Origin of the sequence: Microbispora sp. NBC_01389, assembly GCF_045040095.1 — a bacterium.
GTDB lineage: Bacteria > Actinomycetota > Actinomycetes > Streptosporangiales > Streptosporangiaceae > Microbispora.
Genome location: NZ_CP109552.1, coordinates 281,782 through 301,802 on the forward strand (window position 1 = coordinate 281,782; position 20,021 = coordinate 301,802).

General features: G+C 71.6%; 21 protein-coding genes. 13 read left to right on the forward strand and 8 right to left on the reverse strand.

Going from position 1 to position 20,021, the window contains the following annotated elements; translation table 11 throughout:
- The first annotated feature begins 36 nt into the window (after positions 1 to 36).
- Positions 37 to 858 carry a spermidine synthase gene (locus tag OG344_RS01340; protein ID WP_405086603.1) on the forward strand — a complete coding sequence of 274 codons (822 nt, stop codon included), beginning with the start codon at positions 37 to 39 and terminating at the stop codon, positions 856 to 858.
- A 41-nt stretch (positions 859 to 899) separates the two neighbouring features.
- Here the strand turns inward: OG344_RS01340 and OG344_RS01345 are convergent, their stop codons facing one another.
- The 4 genes from OG344_RS01345 to OG344_RS01360 all read right to left on the reverse strand — a co-directional run bounded on the left by OG344_RS01345 (position 900) and on the right by OG344_RS01360 (position 5,822).
- Entirely contained in the window at positions 900 to 3,407 is a 2,508-nt protein-coding gene (locus OG344_RS01345; RefSeq protein WP_405086604.1) for a DUF222 domain-containing protein, read from the reverse strand.
- Between the two features lie 236 nt (positions 3,408 to 3,643).
- The gene (locus OG344_RS01350; RefSeq protein ID WP_405086605.1) at positions 3,644 to 4,393 is read right to left on the reverse strand and encodes a DUF6069 family protein; all 750 of its coding nucleotides are present in this window, start codon (positions 4,391 to 4,393) and stop codon (positions 3,644 to 3,646) included.
- A gap of 37 nt (positions 4,394 to 4,430) precedes the next feature.
- Positions 4,431 to 5,459 (reverse strand): RNA polymerase subunit sigma-70, encoded by a 1,029-nt coding sequence (locus tag OG344_RS01355; RefSeq protein WP_405086606.1) that lies wholly within the window; start codon positions 5,457 to 5,459, stop codon positions 4,431 to 4,433.
- A gap of 90 nt (positions 5,460 to 5,549) precedes the next feature.
- On the reverse strand, positions 5,550 to 5,822 hold the full coding sequence (locus OG344_RS01360) for a 4a-hydroxytetrahydrobiopterin dehydratase (RefSeq protein WP_405086607.1): 273 nt from the start codon (positions 5,820 to 5,822) through the stop codon (positions 5,550 to 5,552).
- A 47-nt stretch (positions 5,823 to 5,869) separates the two neighbouring features.
- Here OG344_RS01360 and OG344_RS01365 point away from each other — a divergent pair, with 47 nt between their 5' ends.
- On the forward strand, positions 5,870 to 6,523 hold the full coding sequence (locus OG344_RS01365) for a class II aldolase/adducin family protein (protein WP_405086608.1): 654 nt from the start codon (positions 5,870 to 5,872) through the stop codon (positions 6,521 to 6,523).
- 23 nt (positions 6,524 to 6,546) lie between these two features.
- Here OG344_RS01365 and OG344_RS01370 read toward each other — a convergent pair whose 3' ends face one another.
- A complete protein-coding gene (locus OG344_RS01370) occupies positions 6,547 to 8,121 on the reverse strand; it encodes a DUF885 domain-containing protein (protein WP_405086609.1) in 1,575 nt (524 codons plus the stop codon).
- 56 nt (positions 8,122 to 8,177) lie between these two features.
- On the opposite strand from OG344_RS01370, the gene OG344_RS01375 reads away from it, so the two are divergent.
- The gene (locus OG344_RS01375) at positions 8,178 to 9,404 is read left to right on the forward strand and encodes a DUF4032 domain-containing protein (protein ID WP_405086610.1); all 1,227 of its coding nucleotides are present in this window, start codon (positions 8,178 to 8,180) and stop codon (positions 9,402 to 9,404) included.
- On the opposite strand, the gene OG344_RS01380 is transcribed toward OG344_RS01375, so the two are convergent.
- Positions 9,379 to 9,888, reverse strand: a complete 510-nt coding sequence (locus OG344_RS01380) for a DUF523 domain-containing protein (protein WP_405086611.1) — start codon at positions 9,886 to 9,888, stop codon at positions 9,379 to 9,381. The two genes, OG344_RS01375 and OG344_RS01380, sit on opposite strands and share 26 nt — an antisense overlap.
- A gap of 295 nt (positions 9,889 to 10,183) precedes the next feature.
- Between OG344_RS01380 and OG344_RS01385 the strand changes: the two genes are divergently transcribed.
- The 7 genes from OG344_RS01385 (at position 10,184) to OG344_RS01415 (ending at position 13,761) form a co-directional block, all read left to right on the forward strand.
- On the forward strand, positions 10,184 to 10,522 hold the full coding sequence (locus tag OG344_RS01385; RefSeq protein ID WP_327047421.1) for a roadblock/LC7 domain-containing protein: 339 nt from the start codon (positions 10,184 to 10,186) through the stop codon (positions 10,520 to 10,522).
- A complete protein-coding gene (locus OG344_RS01390; protein WP_405086612.1) occupies positions 10,522 to 11,346 on the forward strand; it encodes a MarR family transcriptional regulator in 825 nt (274 codons plus the stop codon). Before OG344_RS01385 ends, OG344_RS01390 begins: the two co-directional genes overlap by 1 nt.
- Positions 11,347 to 11,384: 38 nt before the next feature.
- Positions 11,385 to 11,804, forward strand: coding sequence for a roadblock/LC7 domain-containing protein (locus OG344_RS01395; RefSeq protein WP_405086613.1), 420 nt, complete (start codon positions 11,385 to 11,387; stop codon positions 11,802 to 11,804).
- A 65-nt stretch (positions 11,805 to 11,869) separates the two neighbouring features.
- Positions 11,870 to 12,241, forward strand: coding sequence for a hypothetical protein (locus tag OG344_RS01400; protein WP_327047424.1), 372 nt, complete (start codon positions 11,870 to 11,872; stop codon positions 12,239 to 12,241).
- 199 nt (positions 12,242 to 12,440) lie between these two features.
- On the forward strand, positions 12,441 to 13,025 hold the full coding sequence (locus tag OG344_RS01405) for a Dps family protein (protein ID WP_405086614.1): 585 nt from the start codon (positions 12,441 to 12,443) through the stop codon (positions 13,023 to 13,025).
- Positions 13,026 to 13,081: 56 nt separating this feature from the next.
- Positions 13,082 to 13,309 (forward strand): hypothetical protein, encoded by a 228-nt coding sequence (locus tag OG344_RS01410; RefSeq protein WP_405086615.1) that lies wholly within the window; start codon positions 13,082 to 13,084, stop codon positions 13,307 to 13,309.
- 8 nt (positions 13,310 to 13,317) lie between these two features.
- A complete protein-coding gene (locus OG344_RS01415; protein WP_327047430.1) occupies positions 13,318 to 13,761 on the forward strand; it encodes an SRPBCC family protein in 444 nt (147 codons plus the stop codon).
- Between the two features lie 39 nt (positions 13,762 to 13,800).
- Here the strand turns inward: OG344_RS01415 and OG344_RS01420 are convergent, their stop codons facing one another.
- Positions 13,801 to 14,439 (reverse strand): TenA family protein, encoded by a 639-nt coding sequence (locus OG344_RS01420; RefSeq protein ID WP_405086616.1) that lies wholly within the window; start codon positions 14,437 to 14,439, stop codon positions 13,801 to 13,803.
- A 259-nt stretch (positions 14,440 to 14,698) separates the two neighbouring features.
- Here OG344_RS01420 and OG344_RS01425 point away from each other — a divergent pair, with 259 nt between their 5' ends.
- The 3 genes from OG344_RS01425 to OG344_RS01435 all read left to right on the forward strand — a co-directional run bounded on the left by OG344_RS01425 (position 14,699) and on the right by OG344_RS01435 (position 18,730).
- Positions 14,699 to 16,198, forward strand: a complete 1,500-nt coding sequence (locus tag OG344_RS01425; protein ID WP_405086617.1) for an RICIN domain-containing protein — start codon at positions 14,699 to 14,701, stop codon at positions 16,196 to 16,198.
- A 109-nt stretch (positions 16,199 to 16,307) separates the two neighbouring features.
- On the forward strand, positions 16,308 to 17,573 hold the full coding sequence (locus OG344_RS01430; RefSeq protein ID WP_405086618.1) for a serine hydrolase domain-containing protein: 1,266 nt from the start codon (positions 16,308 to 16,310) through the stop codon (positions 17,571 to 17,573).
- Between the two features lie 2 nt (positions 17,574 to 17,575).
- On the forward strand, positions 17,576 to 18,730 hold the full coding sequence (locus OG344_RS01435; protein WP_405086619.1) for an NAD(P)/FAD-dependent oxidoreductase: 1,155 nt from the start codon (positions 17,576 to 17,578) through the stop codon (positions 18,728 to 18,730).
- Between the two features lie 15 nt (positions 18,731 to 18,745).
- Here the strand turns inward: OG344_RS01435 and OG344_RS01440 are convergent, their stop codons facing one another.
- The gene (locus OG344_RS01440) at positions 18,746 to 20,020 is read right to left on the reverse strand and encodes a glycosyltransferase (protein ID WP_405086620.1); all 1,275 of its coding nucleotides are present in this window, start codon (positions 20,018 to 20,020) and stop codon (positions 18,746 to 18,748) included.
- Position 20,021: the final 1 nt, after the last annotated feature.

The window sequence follows — 20,021 nt, forward strand, 5'->3', positions numbered from 1 at the left end:
CGAAAGGGGTCAAAGGTGGCAAGGAGCAAAGAACCGTTGTCAGGCCGCTATCAAGCGACCTTCGGCGAGGTGGAGCTCCTGCGCGACCTCGACCGGCCCGACGGATGGATGCTGATCAGGGACGGCGTGCCCCAGTCGTACGTGGACCTGGCCGATCCCACCTATCTCGATTTCTCCTACGTGCAGCTCATCGCCGCCGTGATCGACTGCCTGCCGGAGGGCCCGCTCGACGCCGTGCACGTCGGCGGCGGGGCCTGCACGATCCCGCGGTACGTCTCCGCCCGCCGGCCCGGGTCCCGGCACATCGTCGTCGAACCGGACGCCGGGCTGGTCCAGCTCGTACGCGACCAGCTGAGGCTGAAGTCCGTGCCCCGGTTGAAGGTCCGGGTGGCGGACGGCCGCGCGGCGACCGCCGCTCTGCCGGACGCCTCGGCCGACCTGTTCGTGCTCGACGCGTTCACGGGCGCGACCATGCCGGTCGAGCTCGCGACCACGGAATACATGGCGGAGATCGCCCGCGTGCTGCGGCCCTCCGGAACCGCCCTGATCAACGTGGCGGACGGCAAGGGCCTGCCCTTCGTCAAACGGGTCGTCTCCACGGTTGCCCGCGTGTTCCCGCACACCGCGCTGATCGCCGAGCCCGGCATTCTGCGCGGCCGCAGGTTCGGCAACGTCATCCTGACGGCGACCCCCGGGCAGTTGCCCGTCGAGGCACTGACCCGCCGGGCCGCGGGCGGCCTCACCCAGGCCCGCTGCGTCGCGGGTGAGGACCTGACCCGGCTGGTCGCCGGGGCCGCCCCCATTCACGACGGCGACGCCGTCCTCGCTCCCGTGCCCCCGGCCGACCTGTTCGGCTGACCTGTTCGGCTGACCGGCCAGAGGCGTCAACCGGCCCGCCGTCACAGTCGCCGCCGGGTGGTTCGGGGGTTGCGGTAGGTGAAGGCCCAGCGGTCGTCTCCGATCGTGCGGCGGGTGTAGCGGGTGGGGTGGCGGTAGCGGTCGCGGTTGTGGAACTGGCAGGCCGGCCCGAGCAGCTTGAGGTCGGTCAGCCCGCCGCTGCTCCAGTTGTCGCAATGATCGATCTGGCACATGGTGGCGGGCAGGGGGCAGCCGTCGACCCAGCAGGTGGCGTACCGGGCGAAGACCGCCCGGCGCTGGACGGGTGTGGCCAGGCGGACCTTGCGGCCCATGTCCAGGACCTGCCCGGCGGCGTTCATCACGATCCTCACCAGGCTGCTGGTGCGGGCAAGCCGATGCACGCTGACAATGGGCAGCAGGTGCCCGGTCGCCAGGATCAGCCCCGGCAACCCCCGCAACCACACCCCCGGCGGCGCATTGCCCCCCACCCCCGGCGGACTGCTCCCCGGCGGCGCATCGGCTCCCATCCCCGTCCAGGCATCATCTCCCGGCCAAGGCTCAGCTCCCGGCCAGGCGTCGCCGCCGTGTCCCGCACCCGGCGGGACGTCGTGCTCCGATGGGGGATCAGGGGCATACGCCTGCTGGGGGCGTGTCTGCTGGGGGTGCGCCTGCTGTGGGGGTGCCTGCTGCGGCCGCGCTCGGTTTCTGCGGTGTCCTCGCTCGATGCCCTCTTCCTGAGTGCCGGGGTCGTCGTCAGCGTCGTCAGGATCGTTGGCGTGGTCGTTGGCGTGGCCCTGCTGGACGTCATCGCAGTCGCGCAGGTCGCCGCGCTCGTGGCCGTGCTCGTGGCTGCGCTCGTGGCTGCCGGTGGGGTCGAAGTGCGGCCAGGCGGCAGCCGGACCATCCATGGGCGAGCTACCGGCGGCCGCGCGGCCGGTGACAGGCTCCTGCCCGTCAGCGTCCCCACACGCGCCCGCACCCGCACCCGCGCCCGCACCTGCGGCGGCACTGGAGGCGGCATGGGCGGCGGCACTGGAGGCGGCATGGGAGGCGGCACGGCAGGCGGCACGGGAGGTGTCGTCTCCAGCGGAGGGCGCGACGGCCGAGCTACCGTCCTCGCCGGCTGAGCGATCCCCGCTCGCCGGGGGCACGGTGACTGTGCGTTTGGGGCTGGTGGCTGTGCGTTCGGGGCTGACGGCCGATGGCCGTGCGCCCGGCTCCGCACCCGCTGGCTCTTCGTCTGGCTCTTCGTCTGGCTCTTCGTCTGGCTCTTCGTCTGGCTCTTCGTGTGGCTCTTCGCCGGCGGGCTCCTCAATGGTGGGCTCGCCGTCATCGCAGGGAGTGCCACTCGGGGGGTCGTCGGGGAGAGACTCGGCGTTGACCAGCACCAGAAGCTCAGTCACGATCTTGTTCTCCAAGAACGCGATCAACGCGTCCGCGTTCCGCACACTCAACGGCCGGTCATCACCCTCCGCCTTCGGCCTGGCGTAGACGTCCAGCAGGTGCCGCAACCGCGCGGCCGCCTCCACCGGCAGGTAGAACTCCCCCTCCACACCGCCGCCCCTACGCCGGCGCACCCGGAAGAACCGGCGATCGAAATCCGCCTGCTCGTCCTTCTCATGCCCGTCGGGATCCAGCACCGCCCGCAGATACCGCCCCGCCTTCGCCACCTCCGCCGCACCCGCCGAGTTCGCCAACTCCAACAGAATCCGCTCAGCCGTCGCCGCCTGCTCATCGGTCAGCCCAGAGGTGGCCGTGCAGATCGCCTCCACGACCCCCTCAGGCAGACCACCCTCCGCGAACAGGCGACGCACCTCAGCAAGACGGTGCACTTCCATGCTCATCGTCAACAGGCGGCCCGCCCCCGCAGGCGTCATCCCCCCGGCGCTACGCAGCCACAACTTGGTGGACGCATGCCCATGGTTCTTCGCCTCCCCGGCCCGATGGACACGACCCACCCGGGCCGCCAACGCCGAAGTGATCCGATCACGGACCGCAAGCAACTCCTCCGCCTCGGCCAGACACACACCCGCGTCCTCAGGCACCGGCACCAACGCCACCACCCGAGCCGCCTCGACAAGAGCCGCCACCGCCACCCACGACGACCCCGAGCCGGAAGCACCACCGGAAGAACCACCGAAGGCACCATCAAACGCACGGTCGGGAGCGTCACCGGATGCACCGCCACAAGCGCTACCCGGAGCGCTGCCGGACGCATCGCCACCGAGAGCGCCAGCGGGACCACCGCTGCCGACACCCCCGGCGCTATCGGGAAAAGCATCACGCGTGGTCTCATCGTGGGTGGATTCGGCATCAGACGCCGCGCCACCACGAGTTGTGAATGAACGAGCAGGTCCGGGCGTTTCCGCCGAGTTATCGAGCCGGCTCGTGCGCTTTGGCGCCCCAGGGTCGACGATCGGCACATATTCGCGGGCAAGTGGATCCTCGGGAGACCACAAAGGCGAGCCGGCGGTGAGCTGATCCCACCAATCGTCGCCGATATCATTAGAACGCTTGAGGTGCCTAGGATCAGCATCGAACAGATCCATCACACCTCCCGACAGATTCGAAACTCTGTATGAATTCTCTCACGCTGCCATGCTGTGAACACCCCCGAGCGGCAAGTTGTTGGGATCACAGGCGCGCAGAAATCCCCGCCGCCCGGGACGAATTCGCGATGCTCTTTCACCGGCTGACACTGCGCCAGCGAATCGGATAAGTCGGTGTATGTCATCGCACGCTCGCGCACGTCCGCTGCGCCGCGCGTTGTCCTGTCGCGGGATGATCAATCGGCCCGGGGGCGGAGGGTCCGAGCCAGGGTCGGGATCATCACCGTCGCAGGGACGAGGTGTAGCCCGAGGAGGGCAATGGTGGTGGCGGTGTTCGCCCCTGCGAGGAGGGGCGGGACCAAGGAGATCGCGGTCAGCGACACCGCCGTCCACACGAATCGCTCGGCGGGGCGAGCGCTCCAACGGAGAAAAGCGACCGCGATGACGATGCCCACGAGCGAGAAGAAACCGGTCACCACGGCGAATCCGGGCAACGGAATCGTCTCGCCACCATCGGGGATCGCGAAGTCGACGCCGACGGCCCGGGCAAGCGCGGCGGCGAGGGTGGTGGCCGCCATCGCTACGAGCATGGCGACGAGGCCGGTGCCGGCGAGCCTGCGGAGTGGGTGGGTGCGGCCGGCCTGGCCCGATGCCGGGCCCGCCAGGACCCCAGTGTCGTTCATGCTGTCCATGTCATTCCTCCTATGTCCGTTAGCCGATGTATGGGGTGTGTTGACTGGCGGGTGACGGTGTTGGTCACTGAGGGTGACGATGCGCACCCTCGCCGTACGACGTCCGGGGTTGCGCAGGGCGCGGACGCCGGTGCCGCGGAGCCAGAACCCCGCGTCGCGTCCGAGGACCGGCCCGGGTTCGCCGTCGCGCAGCTCCAGCTGCACCCGCCCGTGGGTGACGACGCCGAACGCGGCGGACCACTCGGCCGCGACCACCGCGACACGCGCGCCACCGCGCAGCGCGAGCGTCCGCACCGGGACTACTCCGTGCCGGGACTACTCCGTGCCGGGACTACTCTGTGCCGTCCGCCGGCAGGCGCTCCGGCAGCCCGAGCTGCGGGAACCTGTCATCGTGGAAGATGACGACCTCGGTGATCAGCCCGCCGGTGACGCGCAGGACGTCGATCGTCAGCGGCAGATACGCGTCCTCCCGCTTCCGCCACTGGTAGAAGGCGACGGCGGGCTGCCGGTTCACGAAGGTGGGGACGGCGCGCAGGTGCTTCATGCCCTCGAAACCGCTCTCGACCCAGTCCTGCACCACCGCGTCACGGCCGACGCACAGGCCCGGCGTGGGCGGCATCGAGCAGCGGACGTCGTCCCGCAGCAGTGCGGTGAGCCCGGCGATGTCCGTGGCCACGCTGGCGTCGGTGAAGCGGCGCACCAGCTCGCGCGTCCCGGCGTCCTCCTCGCCGCCGGTCCAGTCCTGCCGCTCGGCCGGTAGGTGCTCCCGCATGCCGGCGCGGGCCCGCTGCAGCGCGCTGTTCACGGAGTTGACGGAGTCGCCGAGGAGCTCCGCGACGTCCTTCGCCGGCCAGCCGAGCACGTCCCGGAGGATCAGCACGGCGCGCGGGCGCGGCGCGAGGTGCTGAACGGCGACCAGGTAGGCCAGCTCGATCGTCTCCCGCGCGACGGCGACGGTCTCCGGCTCGTTCGCGTCGCCCGCGGGCAGCTCGTCGAGCAGCCGGTCGGGGTAGGGCTGCAGCCACAGCACCTCGCCGCCGGTCACGGGCTCCGGGCGGCACCTGGCGAGCAGGTCCAGGCAGGCGTTGGTGGCGATCCGGTACAGCCAGGCCCGGAACGTCGACCGCCCCTCGAAGGTCTCCCGCCGGCGCCAGGCACGGAGGAACGTCTCCTGCACGGTGTCCTCGGCGTCCTCGAACGACCCGAGCATCCGGTAGCAGTGCACGTGCAGCTCCCGCCGGTGCCGCTCCGCCATCCCCGTGAACGCCGGCTCGTCGACCCCGCCCAAACCGCTCGCACCCAGCCCGCTCGCACCCGGCCCGCTCACGCCCAGCTCCTCCAGCCGCGTGTCCACACCCATCACGTCGTCCTTCCGCCTCGTCGTGTCCCTTCGTACGTGTGACGGGTGTGGACGCGACAACTCATCACCAGGACCGCCGGCAGGGCTGGTTCAGGACTGGGGGGATCCCGCCTCGTGATCGGCGATTATGGCGTCGATGCGGGCGGCGAGTTTGTAGTCGAGGTCGGTGAGACCACCCGCGTCGTGGGTGGTCAACGCCAGGTGCAGGGTGCGCCACCGGATGTCGATGTCGGGATGGTGGTTCAGCGCCTCGGCCTGCTCCGCGATGTCGTTGACGATCGCGATGGCCGTACGGAAGTCGCGGGCGGCGACGGTCCTGCGGATCGTGTCACCCTCGCGGCGCCACTCGGAAGCCTCGTACATAGGTTCAGGACATCACGAAAACCGGCCGATTGTGTAGATTCGCCGACGTGGACGAGCAGGTAGACGGGCGGATGGACGGGCGGATGGACGAGTTGCGGCGTGAGCTGTGCGAGTACGGCCGCAGGGCGGCGGATCTCGGCCTGGTCATCGGGACCTCGGGCAACCTGAGCGCCCGGAAGGGCGACCTGGTCGTCGTCACTCCGTCGGGAGTCGCGCTCGACCGGCTCCGGCCCGAGGACTGCCCGGTCCTCGACCTCACCGGCCGGGTCGTGGACGGCGGGACCAGGCCCTCCTCGGAGACGCCGACGCATCTCGCGTTGTACGAGGCGACCTCCGCGCGGGCCGTGGTCCACACGCACTCGGTCTTCGCGACCGTCGTCGCCTCCACCATGACCGAACTGCCGCCGATTCACTACAACACGCTGCTGCTCGGCGGCACGGTCCGGGTCGCCCCGTACGCGACGTACGGCACGCCGGAACTGGCCCGGGGCGTCCTCGCCGCGATCGAGGGCAGGCAGGCGGCCCTGATGGCCGGTCACGGTGCGGTGACGATCGGGAACGGCCTGGAGCAGGCGTTCGAGGCGACCCGCCTGCTCGAATGGCTGTGCGAGGTCTACGTCCGCGCCCTGGGGGTGGGCCGGCCCGCGGTTCTCACCGAGGACCAGCTCACCGCTGTAATCGAACGCGCGCTCGCCGGCTGACCCGCGCGCCCCGGGCACGAGGCTCAGCCCAGCACGGCCTTCCGGGCGAGGCCGAGTGGCAGGCCGCCCGACCCGGCGATCGTGTCGTGGAAGGTCCGCAGGTCGCCCGCGTAGTCGGCCCTGATGCGCTCGATCTCCAGCGCGCCGGTGAGGTACGAGGGAGCCTGGGTGGGCCAGGCGCAGTAGCGGCTGACCTCCCCCGCGGCGGTCCCCGGCGACAGGGACGCCTTCGTGGTGAGGAACTCCTCCGCCTGCTCCGGCGTCATGTCGTCGCAGTGCAGCGCGGTGTCCACCACGATGCGGGCGGCCCGCCAGATGCGGCAGTCGAGGTGGGCGAGCTCGGTCTCCGGGGTGTCGAAGTAGCCCTGCTCGTGCATCACCTTCTCGACGTAGAGCGCCCAGCCCTCCACGAAGTACGGCGTACGGAAGATCTTGCGGGCCCGGCGCGGATTGCCGGCCATCCACCCGAGGTGCCAGTGGTGGCCGGGGTAGGCCTCGTGGACGCTGATCGAGGGCATCTGGGCCCGCGAGTTGGTTCGCAGCCGCTGCCGCACCTGCTCCCCGGTGAAGCCGTCGGGCGTGTACGGCACGAAGAAGATCCCGTCGCGCGAGGCCGACAGCGGCGGCGGGGCGAGGTAGCTGGCCACGGCGATGATGGGCCGCTGGAACTCCGGAGACGGCTCGACCCGGCACTCCTCCCCCTCGGGGAAGGTCACCAGTCCCCGCTGCCGGACGAAGTCACGGGCCCGCAGCGTCTCGGCCTCGTACTCGGCGCGCATGGCCTCCAGGGTCGGCGGGTGGTTGTCCATGAGCGACTCCATCACCTCCCGCCAGGTGCCCGGCCCGACGCGGGACGCGACCTCGGTCATCCGCCCGTCGAGCTCGGCCCAGGCCTGCCTGCCCTTCTCGTGCAGTTCGGGGGCGCCGTAGCCCAGCATCTCCCGCTCGCGCAGCAGGGCCGAGTAGAGCTCCTCGCCCATCCGCCAGCTGCCCCGCGGCCGGAAGTCCTCCAGGAAGCCGACCAGCCCGTCGAAGGCGTCGGCGGCGGGCTCGGCGGCCCGGGCGAGGCGCGCCCGCAGCTCCGGGTCGCCGACCTGGGCGGGCAGCGTCTCGGTCAGGAAGCGGCGTCCCGTACGCGCCTGGTCGAGGCCGCGCCGGACCAGCAGGTCGGCGGCGATCTCGGGGTCCAGGTTCGCCCGGCAGGCGGCGAGCACGGCCGGCACCTCGGCGAGGCGCGCGACGGCGGCGTCGACCAGCTCGGCCTCCGGCTTGAGGCGCTGCTGGAACGGGGTGAACATCGAGGCGAAGACCAGCCCGAGGTAGGCGGCCGGGTCCCGCCGCCACTCCGGCCAGCGGGCCAGCGCCATGGCCCCGCGCAGATGGGAGGCGACCAGGTCGCGGTCGATCTCGTCCTCCGGGTCGTCGAAAGCCGCCTCCGACAGCTTGCGCAGCCATTCCCCGGCCGCCCGCTCCCGTCCCGTGAAAGCGGCCGCGCTGAAGTCGCCCAGCGTGCGGTCGTACCCGTCGGCCCCCAGCAGAGCGGCCATGACCGGGTTCTCGGCCAGGTACCAAGAAACGAACTCATCCACCAGCGTCATAGCGCCCGACTCTATCCGCGACACTTATGTGGAAGCCCCCAGATAAGGAGCAATCGGTGCCCCTGCAGATCACCGGAGCCCCCAGCGACCCCGACCTGATCCGCCTGCCCTGGGACGTCCCCCTCGAAGAATGGCCCGTCCACCACCTGGTGACGCTGCCGCGCGGCATCTCCCGGCACGTCGTGCGCTTCGCCCGGCTGTCCGGCCGGGTCTACGCGATCAAGGAGATCAGCACCAGATACGCCAAGCGGGAGTATCGCCTGCTGTGGGACCTGACCCGGCACGACGCGCCCTCGGTCGAGCCGGTGGCCGTCGTGACCGGGCGCACCGCCGCGGACGGCTCGGAGCTCGACTCCGCTCTGATCACCCGGCACCTGCAGTTCTCCCTGCCGTACCGCGCCGTGCTGTCGGGCTCGGTGCGGCCCGACACGCTGACCCGCCTGCTCGACGCGCTCGCCGTCCTGCTCGTACGGCTCCACCTGAGCGGCTTCTACTGGGGCGACTGCTCGCTGTCGAACACATTGTTCCGCCGGGACGCCGGCGCGTTCGCCGCCTATCTCGTGGACGCCGAGACGGGCGACCTCCACCCCGCGATCAGCGAGGGCCAGCGGGCCCACGACATCGACGTGGCGCACGTGAACATCTACGGCGAGATGCTCGACCTGGAGGCCGGCGGGCTGCTCCACCCGACCATCGACCCGCTGGTCTTCGCCGACCAGCTGGTCGAGCGCTATCACCGGCTGTGGGACGAGCTGACCGAGGACGAGATCATCGAGGAGGTCGACTGGCACCGGGTCGACCAGCGGGTCCGCCGGCTCAATTCGCTCGGTTTCGACGTCGCCGAGATGATGGTGCGCCGCAAGGCCGGCACGTCCCGGCTGATCGTACGGCCGAAGGTCGTGGACGCCGGGCACCACCAGCGCCGGCTGCTCCGCCTGACCGGCCTCGACGTGGAGGAGAACCAGGCCAGGCGGCTGCTCAACGACCTCGACGCGTTCCGCGTGTCGAACGGGCTGCGGCACGAGGACGAGGCGATCGTGGCCCACCGGTGGCTGGCCGAGGTGTTCCAGGCGGTGGTGAGCGCGGTCCCGGCCGCCATGCGGCGCAAGCTGGAGCCCGCCCAGCTCTTCCACGAGGTGCTCGACCACCGCTGGTACATGTCGGAGGCGGCCGGCAAGGACGTCGGCCTCGACGTGGCGGTGCGGTCCTACGTGGACAACGTCCTGGTGCACAAGCCCGACGAGAAGGCCGTCATCGTCACCGCGGATCCCCTGTCTCCCTAAGGGTTTCGAGGTAGCGGGCGGCGTCGGGGACGCGGTCCTCGCCGAAGACGCGGATGCCGTTCAGCTCCAGCAGCGCGGTCGTCACTCCCTGCCCCGGGGTGGTCCTGCCGCGGTGGGCGCCGTCGTAGATCCGCAGCGATCCGCACGACGGGCTGCCCTCCTTGAGGACCGCGACCCGTACGCCGGAGGAGCGGGCGGCGGCGAGGGCCTGCCGCGCGCCGGACAGGAACGCCTCGGTGACGTCGGCGCCGTCCGGCGTCAGGATCCGGGCCTCCCCGGCCAGCACCGCCGCGCCGCCCGCGCCGCCCTCGATCTCGGCGGGCGGGCGGGGCACGGGCAGCCCGCCCTCGACCTCGGGGCAGAACGGTACGAGCCGCCCTTCCGCGCGCCATCGGGCGAGCAGGTCGTCGTCGCTCGTCTTGGCCCCGCCGTCGTACCGCACCCGGCGGCCGAGCAGGCAGGCGCTGACCAGAATCCGCTCCACGCCTCTCATTCTGGCCGCCGTACGGCACCGCGCGGCACCCTCCCCTCGGCTCCCCCCGATGCGAGGAAATTTCATGAAAACCGGGATTACCATTCCAGGGAGAACAATTCTTATTCTTATGGACTAATTCATTCATCCCAGCCCGTTTCCGACTCGGCTGCCCCGTCCACCTGCTCCTCTAGTGTTGGCCGCGCTGTACCGGCGAGGCCTTCAAGGCGACAGAGACGACAGAGGCGCGACAGAAGCGACGAGGGGTGACGGGTTGATCGGGATAGAGGACTGCCTCTCGGAGGCAATGTCGATTCCTGGCGCGCTCGGCGCGATCCTGGTCGACCACACCAGCGGCATGGCCGTGGCGGCGAAGGGGATCGCCGATCCCGGCCGGGCCGCCGCCGGGCTCAGCGGGGCCTACCGCGCCACGCTCGACGGCGTCGCGACGGCGTCCGAGGAGACCGGCCTCCGGGTCGAGGACGTGATCGTGACCACCGGCACGTCCTACCACCTCGTACGGCCCATGGAGATGATGTTCGACGGCCCGCTGCTGCTGTGCCTACGGCTGGACGTGGAGCGTGCGAACCTCGCCCTGGCCCGGCTGCGGCTGCGCGCCATCACGGACGAGCTGGTCGCCTCCTGATGGGAACCCGGCCCGCGCCCACTCTGGACGCCGTGCTCACCGGTCTCGCCCAGGACGGGGCCACCGGCTCGCTGCGGGTGGGCAAGGAGGGCACGGTCTACCTCGTACGCGGCCGGGTGTCGTACGTGGACTGCGCGGCCACGCCCGGAGTGGAGGACCTGCTCGGCGGGTCGGGCCGGATCGGCGCCGCCAGGATCCGGCACGCGCGGCAGGAGGCCGGGCCGGGCGGGGACGGCGGCGCGCTGCTCGTGCGCAGGGGCGTGCTCAGCCGGGGCGAGCTGGAGTTCTGCGTGCTGTCGGCCACGCTGGACGCGGCGTTCTTCCTGCTCACGCCGAGGACGCTCCGGACCAGGTTCAGGGCGGGCGACGCCCACTGGCTCGGGGTCCACTGGTTCTTCGACGTGCCGGGGCTGGTGCGCGAGTGCGCCAGGCGCCGGGCACGGCTGGAGCGGGCGTGGCCGTCGGCCGAGCTGGACGCGCGGCCCGTGACGCCTCTGCGGCGGATTCCCGGCACGCACGCGCTGCTCACCCGGTTGCAGTGGGAGCTGCTGCTGGCCGCCGACTCCGCCGCCACGCCGGTCGAGCTGGCCCGCCGCCTCGGGCACCCGGCCTACTCCACCCTGCTGGCCGTACGGGAGCTCGCGGCGGCGGGCCTGCTGGCGACGGATCAGGCGGCACCGGACGAACAGCCGGACAAGGAGCCGGACAAGCAGCCTGACGCGCTGCCCAGGCGCGCGCCCCGGCCGCCGGCGGTGCCGGTCGCCGGCGCCGTGACCGACGTGAACCTGCTGCTCAGAGTGCGTGACGCGCTGGAGGCGCTGTAGTGATCGGGTGGCTCAGGCGGGCCGGAAGGGATGCCTCGGTGGATCTTCGCCACGACATACATCGGGAGCTGGTCGTCCTGCGCGAGCGGGCACCCGAGATCACCGGTGCGCTCACGTGCACGATCGACGGCATGCTCGTGACGACGGACCTCACCGCGGGCCCTGTGACCAGCACCGTCACCAGCACCGTCACCAGCACCGTCGTCACCAGCACCGAGCAGACGGCGGCGCTCACGTCGGCGCTGCTGTCGCTGAGCCGGAAAATGACCGATCTCGCCCAGATCGGCCGGCTGGAGGAGACGCTGATCTCCGCGGCCCAGGGGCACACCGCGTGCTACGCCGCGGGACCCACGCTCGTCCTCACCGTTCTCGCGGGCCCGGGGGCGAACCTCGGCCTGCTCCGGATCGAGGGACGCAGGGCGGCGGACAGGATCGCCGCCATCGCCGGACGCGGATAGCGCCGACCGGCGCCCGCGGACAGCACAGCACAGCACAGGAACCAGGAGAGGCAGGAGAGAAACGCATGGCGAACATGGATGTCTCCCTCAAGGAGATGCTCACCATCGACGGCGCGGTCGGCGCGGTCGTGGCCGACTACGGAAGCGGGATGGCGCTGGGCGCGCTCGGCGGGTCCAAGGACCTCGACCTCCAGGTCGCCGCCGCGGCCAACACCGAGGTGGTCAGGGCCAAACTGCGGGCGATCGAGGCGCTCCAGCTGAACGAGACGATCGAGGACATCCTCATCACGCTGGGCTCGCAGTATCACCTCATCCGGCCGATCACCGGCCGCGGCGGCAAGGGCCTCTTCCTCTACCTCGCCCTGGACCGCGGCCGGGCCAACCTGGCGCTGGCCCGGCACCAGCTCCGCTCGATCGAGGACAGACTGGAGATCTGACGTCGCGCGATCGCCCAGGAGGCCGCCGGGGGCGGCCTCCCGACCTCCCTCGAAGGCGGATCGCCGAGGCGCCGCGCGGAGGCCCTGCGGGCCGGATAGACGGTCCACTTTGGATAAATCGCTATAGAAGGCGTTTAGGGGACATAGAAGGCGAAAGACTCACTGTTGGGTACAAACCGATTGAGTGAGGAGTGACGTCTTGGCTGTCAACCCTTCCTCCGGAGTCCGTGCGAGCAGCCAGCCCTGGCTGCACCAGAGGGGTGTGGAGATCCAGTCGTTCGGCACGGTCCGGGACTTCCCCGTCGGCCTGCCGAGGGAGACCCGGGAATACTCCTGCCAGCGGCTCAACCAGATCCTGGCCGACACGCAGATCCTGTACAGCCTGTACAAGAAGCACCACTGGCTCATGCGGGGGCCGACCTTCTACCAGTTGCACCTGCTGCTCGACAAGCACGCGAGCGAGCAACTTCCGATCATCGACGCCATCGCCGAACGTATTCAGACACTCGGCGGGGTCGCGGTCGGCGATCCGCGCCAGGTGGCGGAGATGACCGTGATCCCACGGCCGCCGGACGGCGTGGAGGAGGTGCCCGCGATGCTCTCCCGGCTTCTCGAAGCCCACGAGACGATCCTGGTCGCCGCGCACGACGCCGCCTCCCGCGCGGCCGACATGGGCGACGACGGCACCGACGACCTGCTCGTCTCCGAGGTCGTCCGTACGGGCGAGCTGCAGGCCTGGTTCCTGGCCGAGCACCTCGTCGACACGCCGCTCGTGCGCACCTGATCCCTGGGACGGTCCCGGCAGCAGGGCGCGATGACAGGGCATGGCAGCAGGGCACGGTGGCAGGCGCGGCAGCAGAGCGCGGCAGCAGAGCGCGGCGGCAGAGCGCGGCGGCAGGGGAGACGGCGACCCTGGAGATCGAGCCGTTCGCACCGCTGGGCCCGGCGGCCCGGGACGCGCTGGCCGACGAGGGCGAGCGCCTGCTCGGGTTCGCCGCGGACCGTGCCGCGTCGCACGCGGTCCGCTTCCGGGACGGGAGGCGTCCGGCGGCGGCGACTCAGACGTAGGAACAGGCATGGAGACTCTCACGGTGACGGTGGACGCCCAGGCGAGCCCGGAGCGCGTCTTCGCCGTGCTGACCGACTGGCCCCGGCACCGCGAGTGGATGCTGCTGACCCGGGCCTGGGTCGTCGAGGGCGACGGCCACAGCAGGGGCAGCAGGCTCGCGGCGGCGACCGGGATCGGCCCGCTGTCGTTCCTGGACACGATGGACGTCACCGGCTGGCGCCCCCCGGACGAGGTGGAGGTCCGCCACACCGGCCGGGTCGTCCGCGGGACGGGGAGGTTCCAGGTGCTGCCCCGGCCGGGCGGCGGGAGCAGGATCCTGTGGGAGGAGCACCTGCACCTGCCCTTCGGGGTGGCCGGCCGGATCGGCTGGCGGGTCGCCGGGCCGCTGGGCGCCGTCTTCCTCCGGCTGTCCCTGCGCCGCCTCGCCGCGCTGGCCCTGCGCGCTCCCTGACACGGCCCCGCGGATCAGCCCTGCAATCAGCCCTGCCGATCAGCCGGCGGCCATGTCGAAGAAGCGGCGCTCCAGGGTGGTCGCGTGGCGGAAGACGTCCAGCACGCGGGCCCGGCCGCTCTCGTCCAGCCCCGGGCCGAGCCGGTCGAGCTCGCGGCGCAGGAAGCCGACCCACGCCTCGAACTCCGGCCCGCTGTGCAGGTCGACCCACTCGCGGTGGACGAAGCTCTCGCACATGACGGGGATCCGGGTGGCCCAGCCGAGGTAGGTCCACTCGGCCACGCACAGCACGGCCAGGATCAGCGGATAGTCCTGGCTGAGCCGCACCTCGTCCATCAGCGCGCGGAACTCGATCGTCACCGGTTCCAGCCTGGGCGGGGCCGGATCACCGCCGACCGCGGCGAGCGCGCGGTGGAAGTAGCCGCGCTCGGTGTCGGCCACCGCCTGCCCGAGGAAGCGGCCCACGGCCACCCGTGCCTCGAAGGAGCCGGCGGCGGCGACCGCGGCGCCGAGCAGCGCCGTGAAGGCGTCCACGAACTGGAAGTCCTGCTCCAGATAACGCCGCATGGCGGCGGTGCCGCGGCTGATCTCCGCGGCGAATGGATGCGTGACCACCGCCGTCCAGTCGGGCTCACTGCGGGCCCGCAGCCACGCGCTGAACACCTGTTCCCCGGTCATCCGTCAATCATCCGTCGATCATCGTCAATCATCCGCCATTCCTCCCCGGCACGTCCGGCGTGAACGTTTCACGATGATCTCTTATGACGCGCTGCGTACGCACGAGACCCCGGGGCTGACCGTTGACCCTCGATGTCCAGGTCCGTACCGTGAGCCTGGCGTTCCTCGTCATGAATGTTGTTCACATTCATGAATTCCTCGCGGGATCGGGATTCACCCCTCGGTCAGGGGTCCTGCACGACACGCAAGGAGCTCGGCCTTGAGAAGGAGCACCAGAACCGGAGCCGGAGTGATCGGCGCCGTCGCGGGGGTCGCCGCCCTGGTCGGCGGCGTCTTCACCGGCGTCTCCAACGCGGCGCCCACCACCGGCGCCTACCGGATCGTCAACGCCGCCGGCGGCCTGTGCCTCACCGTCCCCGGCGGCAGCGGCTCCGACGGCGTACAACTCACCGCCTCCGCCTGCACCGGCGCGAGCAACCAGACCTGGACCCTCGCGGCCCAGGGCAGCGGCGTCCGCCTCACCGCCGGCAACAGCGGCAAATGCGCCGGCGTCACCGGCGCCTCCACCTCCGCCGGCAAAGCCGTCCAGCAGGAAACCTGCACCGGCGCCTCCTCCCAGACCTGGATACTCACCACCTCCGGAGCCGGCTACCAGGTCGTCAACGCGGGCAGCGACAAGTGCCTCAACACCAAGGACAACTCCACCTCCTCCGGCGCCCTCGTCCAGCAGAACTCCTGCGACTCCGTCGCCACCAAACAGTGGACCCTCCAGCCCACCGGCTCCACCGGCACCCCGACCGCCACCCCCACCAGCACCCCCACCAGCACCCCCACGAGCGGTCCGACCACTCCGCCCGCCACCGGGCTGGTCGGCTGGGCGACGCAGGGCGGCGGCACCAGCGGCGGCGCGGGCGGCCCGGCGACGACGGTCACCTCCCTGAGCGCGCTCACCGCCGCCGTGACGGGCAACTCCGCGAAGACCGTACAGATCAACGGCAACTTCACCTGTTCCGACGACGTACGGGTGGGCGGCAACACCACCCTCGTCGGGGTCGGGGCGAACTCGGGGCTGACCGGCTGCGGCGTCAACATCCGCGACGTCTCCAACGTCATCGTGCGCAACCTGAAGATCTCCAAGGTCCCGGCCGCCAACGGCAACGGCGACGCGATCCACCTCGACAACGCCAAGCGGGTGTGGCTCGACCACAACGACCTGTCGAGCGACACCGGCCACGGCACGGACTACTACGACGGCCTGCTCGACATCACGCACGGCTCCGACTACGTCACCGTGTCCTGGAACAAGCTCCACGACCACGTCAAGTGCTCGCTCGTCGGCCACAGCGACAGCAACGGCTCCGAGGACACCGGGCACCTGCGGGTGACGTACCACCACAACGCGTTCCAGACCTGCGCCCAGCGCAACCCGAGGGTGCGCTTCGGCAACCCGGTCCACGTGTTCAGCAACTACTACTACAAGGACCCCTCGTACACCGACTACAGCTACGGCATCGCCTCCACCTGCGGCGCCGGGGTGCTCGTCGAGGGCAACTACTTCGAGAACGTCGCCGAGCCCACGCACACCTCCGAGGGTTCCTCGCCGGGCGGCTCGATCGTCGCCCGCAACAACTACCTCGTGAACTCCGGCACGCCGCAGACCTCCGGCAGCGTCGCCTCCATCCCGTACTCGTACACGGTCGACAACCCGAGCGGCGTGAAGGCGAACGTCCTCGCGAACGCGGGCACCGGCAAGATCTAGTGCCGGACGCACAGGAGGCCGCGGCCACCCGCCGCGGCCTCCCTCGCCGTCAGGGCCGCGGTCAGGGTCGCGGCCATGGCCGGTCAAGACTCCTCTAAGATCAGCCGGCATGATTTCAGACAGGTTTTCCGTTTCCCGGAGGAACGCCCTGCGCCTGCTGGCGGGCGGCGCCGCGTCGGGGCTCGCCGCCGGGCTGCCCGCGTCGCCGGCGAGCGCGGCGGCCCGCGTGTGGAGCGTCACCGGCCGTGGCGCGACGTCGCTGAAGCCCTTCGACGACACGCTGAAGCGCTTCATGCAGGCGCGGACGATCCCGCACGCGTCCCTCGCCGTGGTCCGCAAAGGCAAGCTGGTGCTCGCCCGGGGCTACAACTGGGCGGCGGACACCTCGTTCGCGGCCGGCCCCACCTCGCTGTTCCGCGTCGCGAGCCTGAGCAAGCCGGTCACCGCCGCCGCGGTGCTGAAGCTGGCGCAGGACGGCAAGCTCAGTCTCTCGGCCAAGGTCGCGCCGCTGCTGGGGCTGAGCACGACCGCCGATCCGCGGCTCGCCGCCGTCACCGTGACCCACCTGCTGCAGCACCTCGGCGGGTGGGACTCCGAGGTCTCGGGCGACCCGATGTTCAGGGACCGGGTCATCGCGGCGGCGCTCGGCGTCCCGCTGCCGATCACGCAGGCGCAGATCGTCAGGCACACGTCCGGCCTCAGGCTCGACCACGCCCCCGGCACGACGTACGCGTACTCGAACTACGGATACCTCCTCCTCCAGAAGATCATCGAGAAGGCGAGCGGCGTCTCGTACGCGAGCTACGTCCAGAGCAAGGTGCTGACGCCCCTGAAGATCAAGCGGATGGCGCTCGGCAGGACCGCGAAGAGCCTCCGCAAATCGGGCGAGGCTCCCTATTTCTCGAAGTACACCGGCAAGAGCGTGATCGACACCTCGGACTCAGTGGTGCCCTTCCCCTACGGCGGGTTCAACCTCGAGAACATGGCCGCCCACGGCGGCTGGCTCGCCACGGCCGTCGACCTGGCCAGGTTCTCCACCCTCTTCGACGCGGCCGGCGTGCTGACCTCGGCGTCGATCTCCAAGGCGTTCGCCAAGCCGTCGATCGGGGTCAACTCCGACGGCTGGTACTACGGCCTCGGCTGGCAGGTCCGCCCGGTCACCGGGGGCCGCAACACCTGGCACACGGGGTCGCTGGCCGGCACCTCCACGCTCATGGTCCGGCGCTACGACGGGCTGAGCTGGGTGGTGCTGTTCGACCAGCGCGACGATGCCTCGGGACTGAACTACGGGGACATCGACGCCCAACTCCACACCGCCGCGAACTCGGTGAAGTCGTGGCCCACCACGAACCTCTTCTCCACGTACGGTCTGTAGATGTGGACGACGTCTGGGACCTCGTGGTGGCCGGCGCGGGACCGGCGGGCTCCGCCGCCGCGCTGCGGGCGAGGCAGCTCGACCCCGGCTGCCGGGTGCTGCTGCTCGACCGGGCGGCCTTCCCCCGCGACAAGGCCTGCGGCGACGGCATAGCGGCGCATGCGCGCCAGGAGCTCGCGGTGCTCGGACTGCCCGGCCTGCTCGACGACCACCGGCCGACGCCGCGCCTGTCGGTGACGTCGCCCGGCGGGATCGAGGTCTCGGCCGCGGTCGCGCGGCCCAACCACGTGGTCCCCCGCCGGGTCTTCGACGCCCGGCTGGTCGAGGCGGTCGCGGCGCGCGGCGTGGAGGTGCGCCGCCACCGGGTGCGCACGCTGACCATCCGCGACGGGCTCGTCGTGCTCGACGGCGAGGTGGCCGCCCGGGTGGTCGTCGCCGCCGACGGCGCCAACTCCACCGTACGGCGGCTGATCGGCGTCCCGCCGAGCCCGGACCGGCACACCGCCATCGCGGTACGCGGGTACGCCGACGTGCCGCCGGACGACGACGTGCAGGTCATCGTCATGCGGAGCGAGGGCTGGCCGGCCTACGCCTGGTCGTTCCCGGTGGGCGACGGCACGGCCAACGTCGGCTACGGGCTGCTACTGCCGATGCTGCGACAGACCGGCCGGCCCGGGCGCGAGATCCTGCACGGGCGGCTGGCCCGGCTCCTGCCCCTGCTCGGTGAGATCAGGTCGCCCGTCCGCGACCTGCGGGCCCACCACCTGCCGCTGTCGAGCGGACGGCCGGTGCCGGGGGCGGGCCGGGTGCTGCTGGCCGGCGACGCGGCGAGCCTCGTCAACCCGCTGACCGGCGAGGGCATCTACTATGCGCTGCTGTCGGGGCGGCTCGCCGCGGAGGCCGCGATCGGCTCGCCGGCGGACCCGCTGCGGGCCTACCGGCGGGCCCTGCGCCGGGCGCTCGGACGGCACCTGCGCACCACCGACGCGCTCTCCCTGGCCGCCCGCTCCCCCGGCTTCATCGACGCGGCGATCTCCGTGGCCGCCCGGCGCACCGAGGTCTTCGACCTGCTCGTGGACGTCGGGCTCGGCGCGGGCACGGTGCCGCCCCGCCTGGCCGGCGCGGTCGCCCTCCGCTGGCTCCGCGACCTCGCCTGACCTCCACACGCCTCTTCAACCGTCACGGCGGGCACGGGCCAGGGCGGCCAGGCGCACCTTCTGCTCGGGGGTGAGCCGGGCCAGTCGCTCGCGCGGGACCGGCCGCCGCAGGATCTCGTCGGCGCCGATCAGGGCCTCGGCGTGGTCGGCGGCGACCCGTACGCCGTCCTCCGACGCGGCGTCGGCGGCGAGCGGGGCGACCCGCTCGTGGTACCCGTCGTCGGCGAGGGAGCGGGCGAGCAGCGCGGCGGTCCGTTCCTCGTCCCAGTGGGACACGGGAAGCCATTCCGCGACGCCCGCGCGGTCGAGCCGCTCGGCGTTGTCGGGACGGTCGACGCCGTGGGCGAGCAGCACCTGCGGGGTCGACGACGCCAGCGCCCGGGCGAGCGTGCCGATCCCGCCGTGGTGGACGACCGCGGCGACACGGGGCATGAACGAGGCGAACGGCGCCGAGGGCACCCACTCCACCCCGTCGGGCAGCGACTCCGGCTGGAACGCCGGGTGCCGGTTCACCAGCAGGGCCCGCCTCCCGATCCGCCGGCACGCGGCGGCCGCCACCTCGTAGAACCGGTCGTGCAGCACCTGGCCGGTGCCGCCGGTGATCAGCACGGGCGGCTCGGCCCAGTCGGGGACGGGCCCCTCCGCCGTGTCGCCGAGCACGAACCCGCAGCGCACGACGCCCGCCGGCGCCGGCTGGCCCGCGGCGTCGAACCATTCCGGCCACAGCGCGAGCTGCACCGGGGCGTTGTTCAGGTAGGCGGCCCAGTCACGGACCGGGCGCAGGCCGAAGGTCCGGTAGACCTCGTCGTAGCCCTCCCCGAGCACGCGCCGGAAGAGGTCGGCGAGGACCGGCAGCGAGACGTACTGGTGGGGTGTGACGGACGCCAGCGCCACGGGGACCCCGTGCAGCTCGGCGGCCATCAGCGCGGCGATGCCCGAGGTGTGCCGGGCCACCACCACCGTCTCCCCCGGCCGGTAGTGCGCCTCGATCATGCGCACCTCCTCGGCCAGCAGCTCGAACAGGCCGTTGCGCCGGTAGAGCCGGAGCACGCCGTCCGGGTCCTTCAGCGGGTCGAGCATGTAGCGCCGCGCGTCGTCCAGGTGCCGGTCGTAGCCCTCCGCGGTGTCGATCGGCAGGTGCCGCAGGCCCGCGGCCGCTATCCGGTCGGCGAACCAGGCGTGCGTGAGCACGGTGACCTCGTGGCCGCGCTCCGCCAGCTCGCGCCCGATCCGTACGAACGGGAGCACGTCGCCGTTCGTGCCGTGGGTGCTCAGCAGCATCGTGGCCATG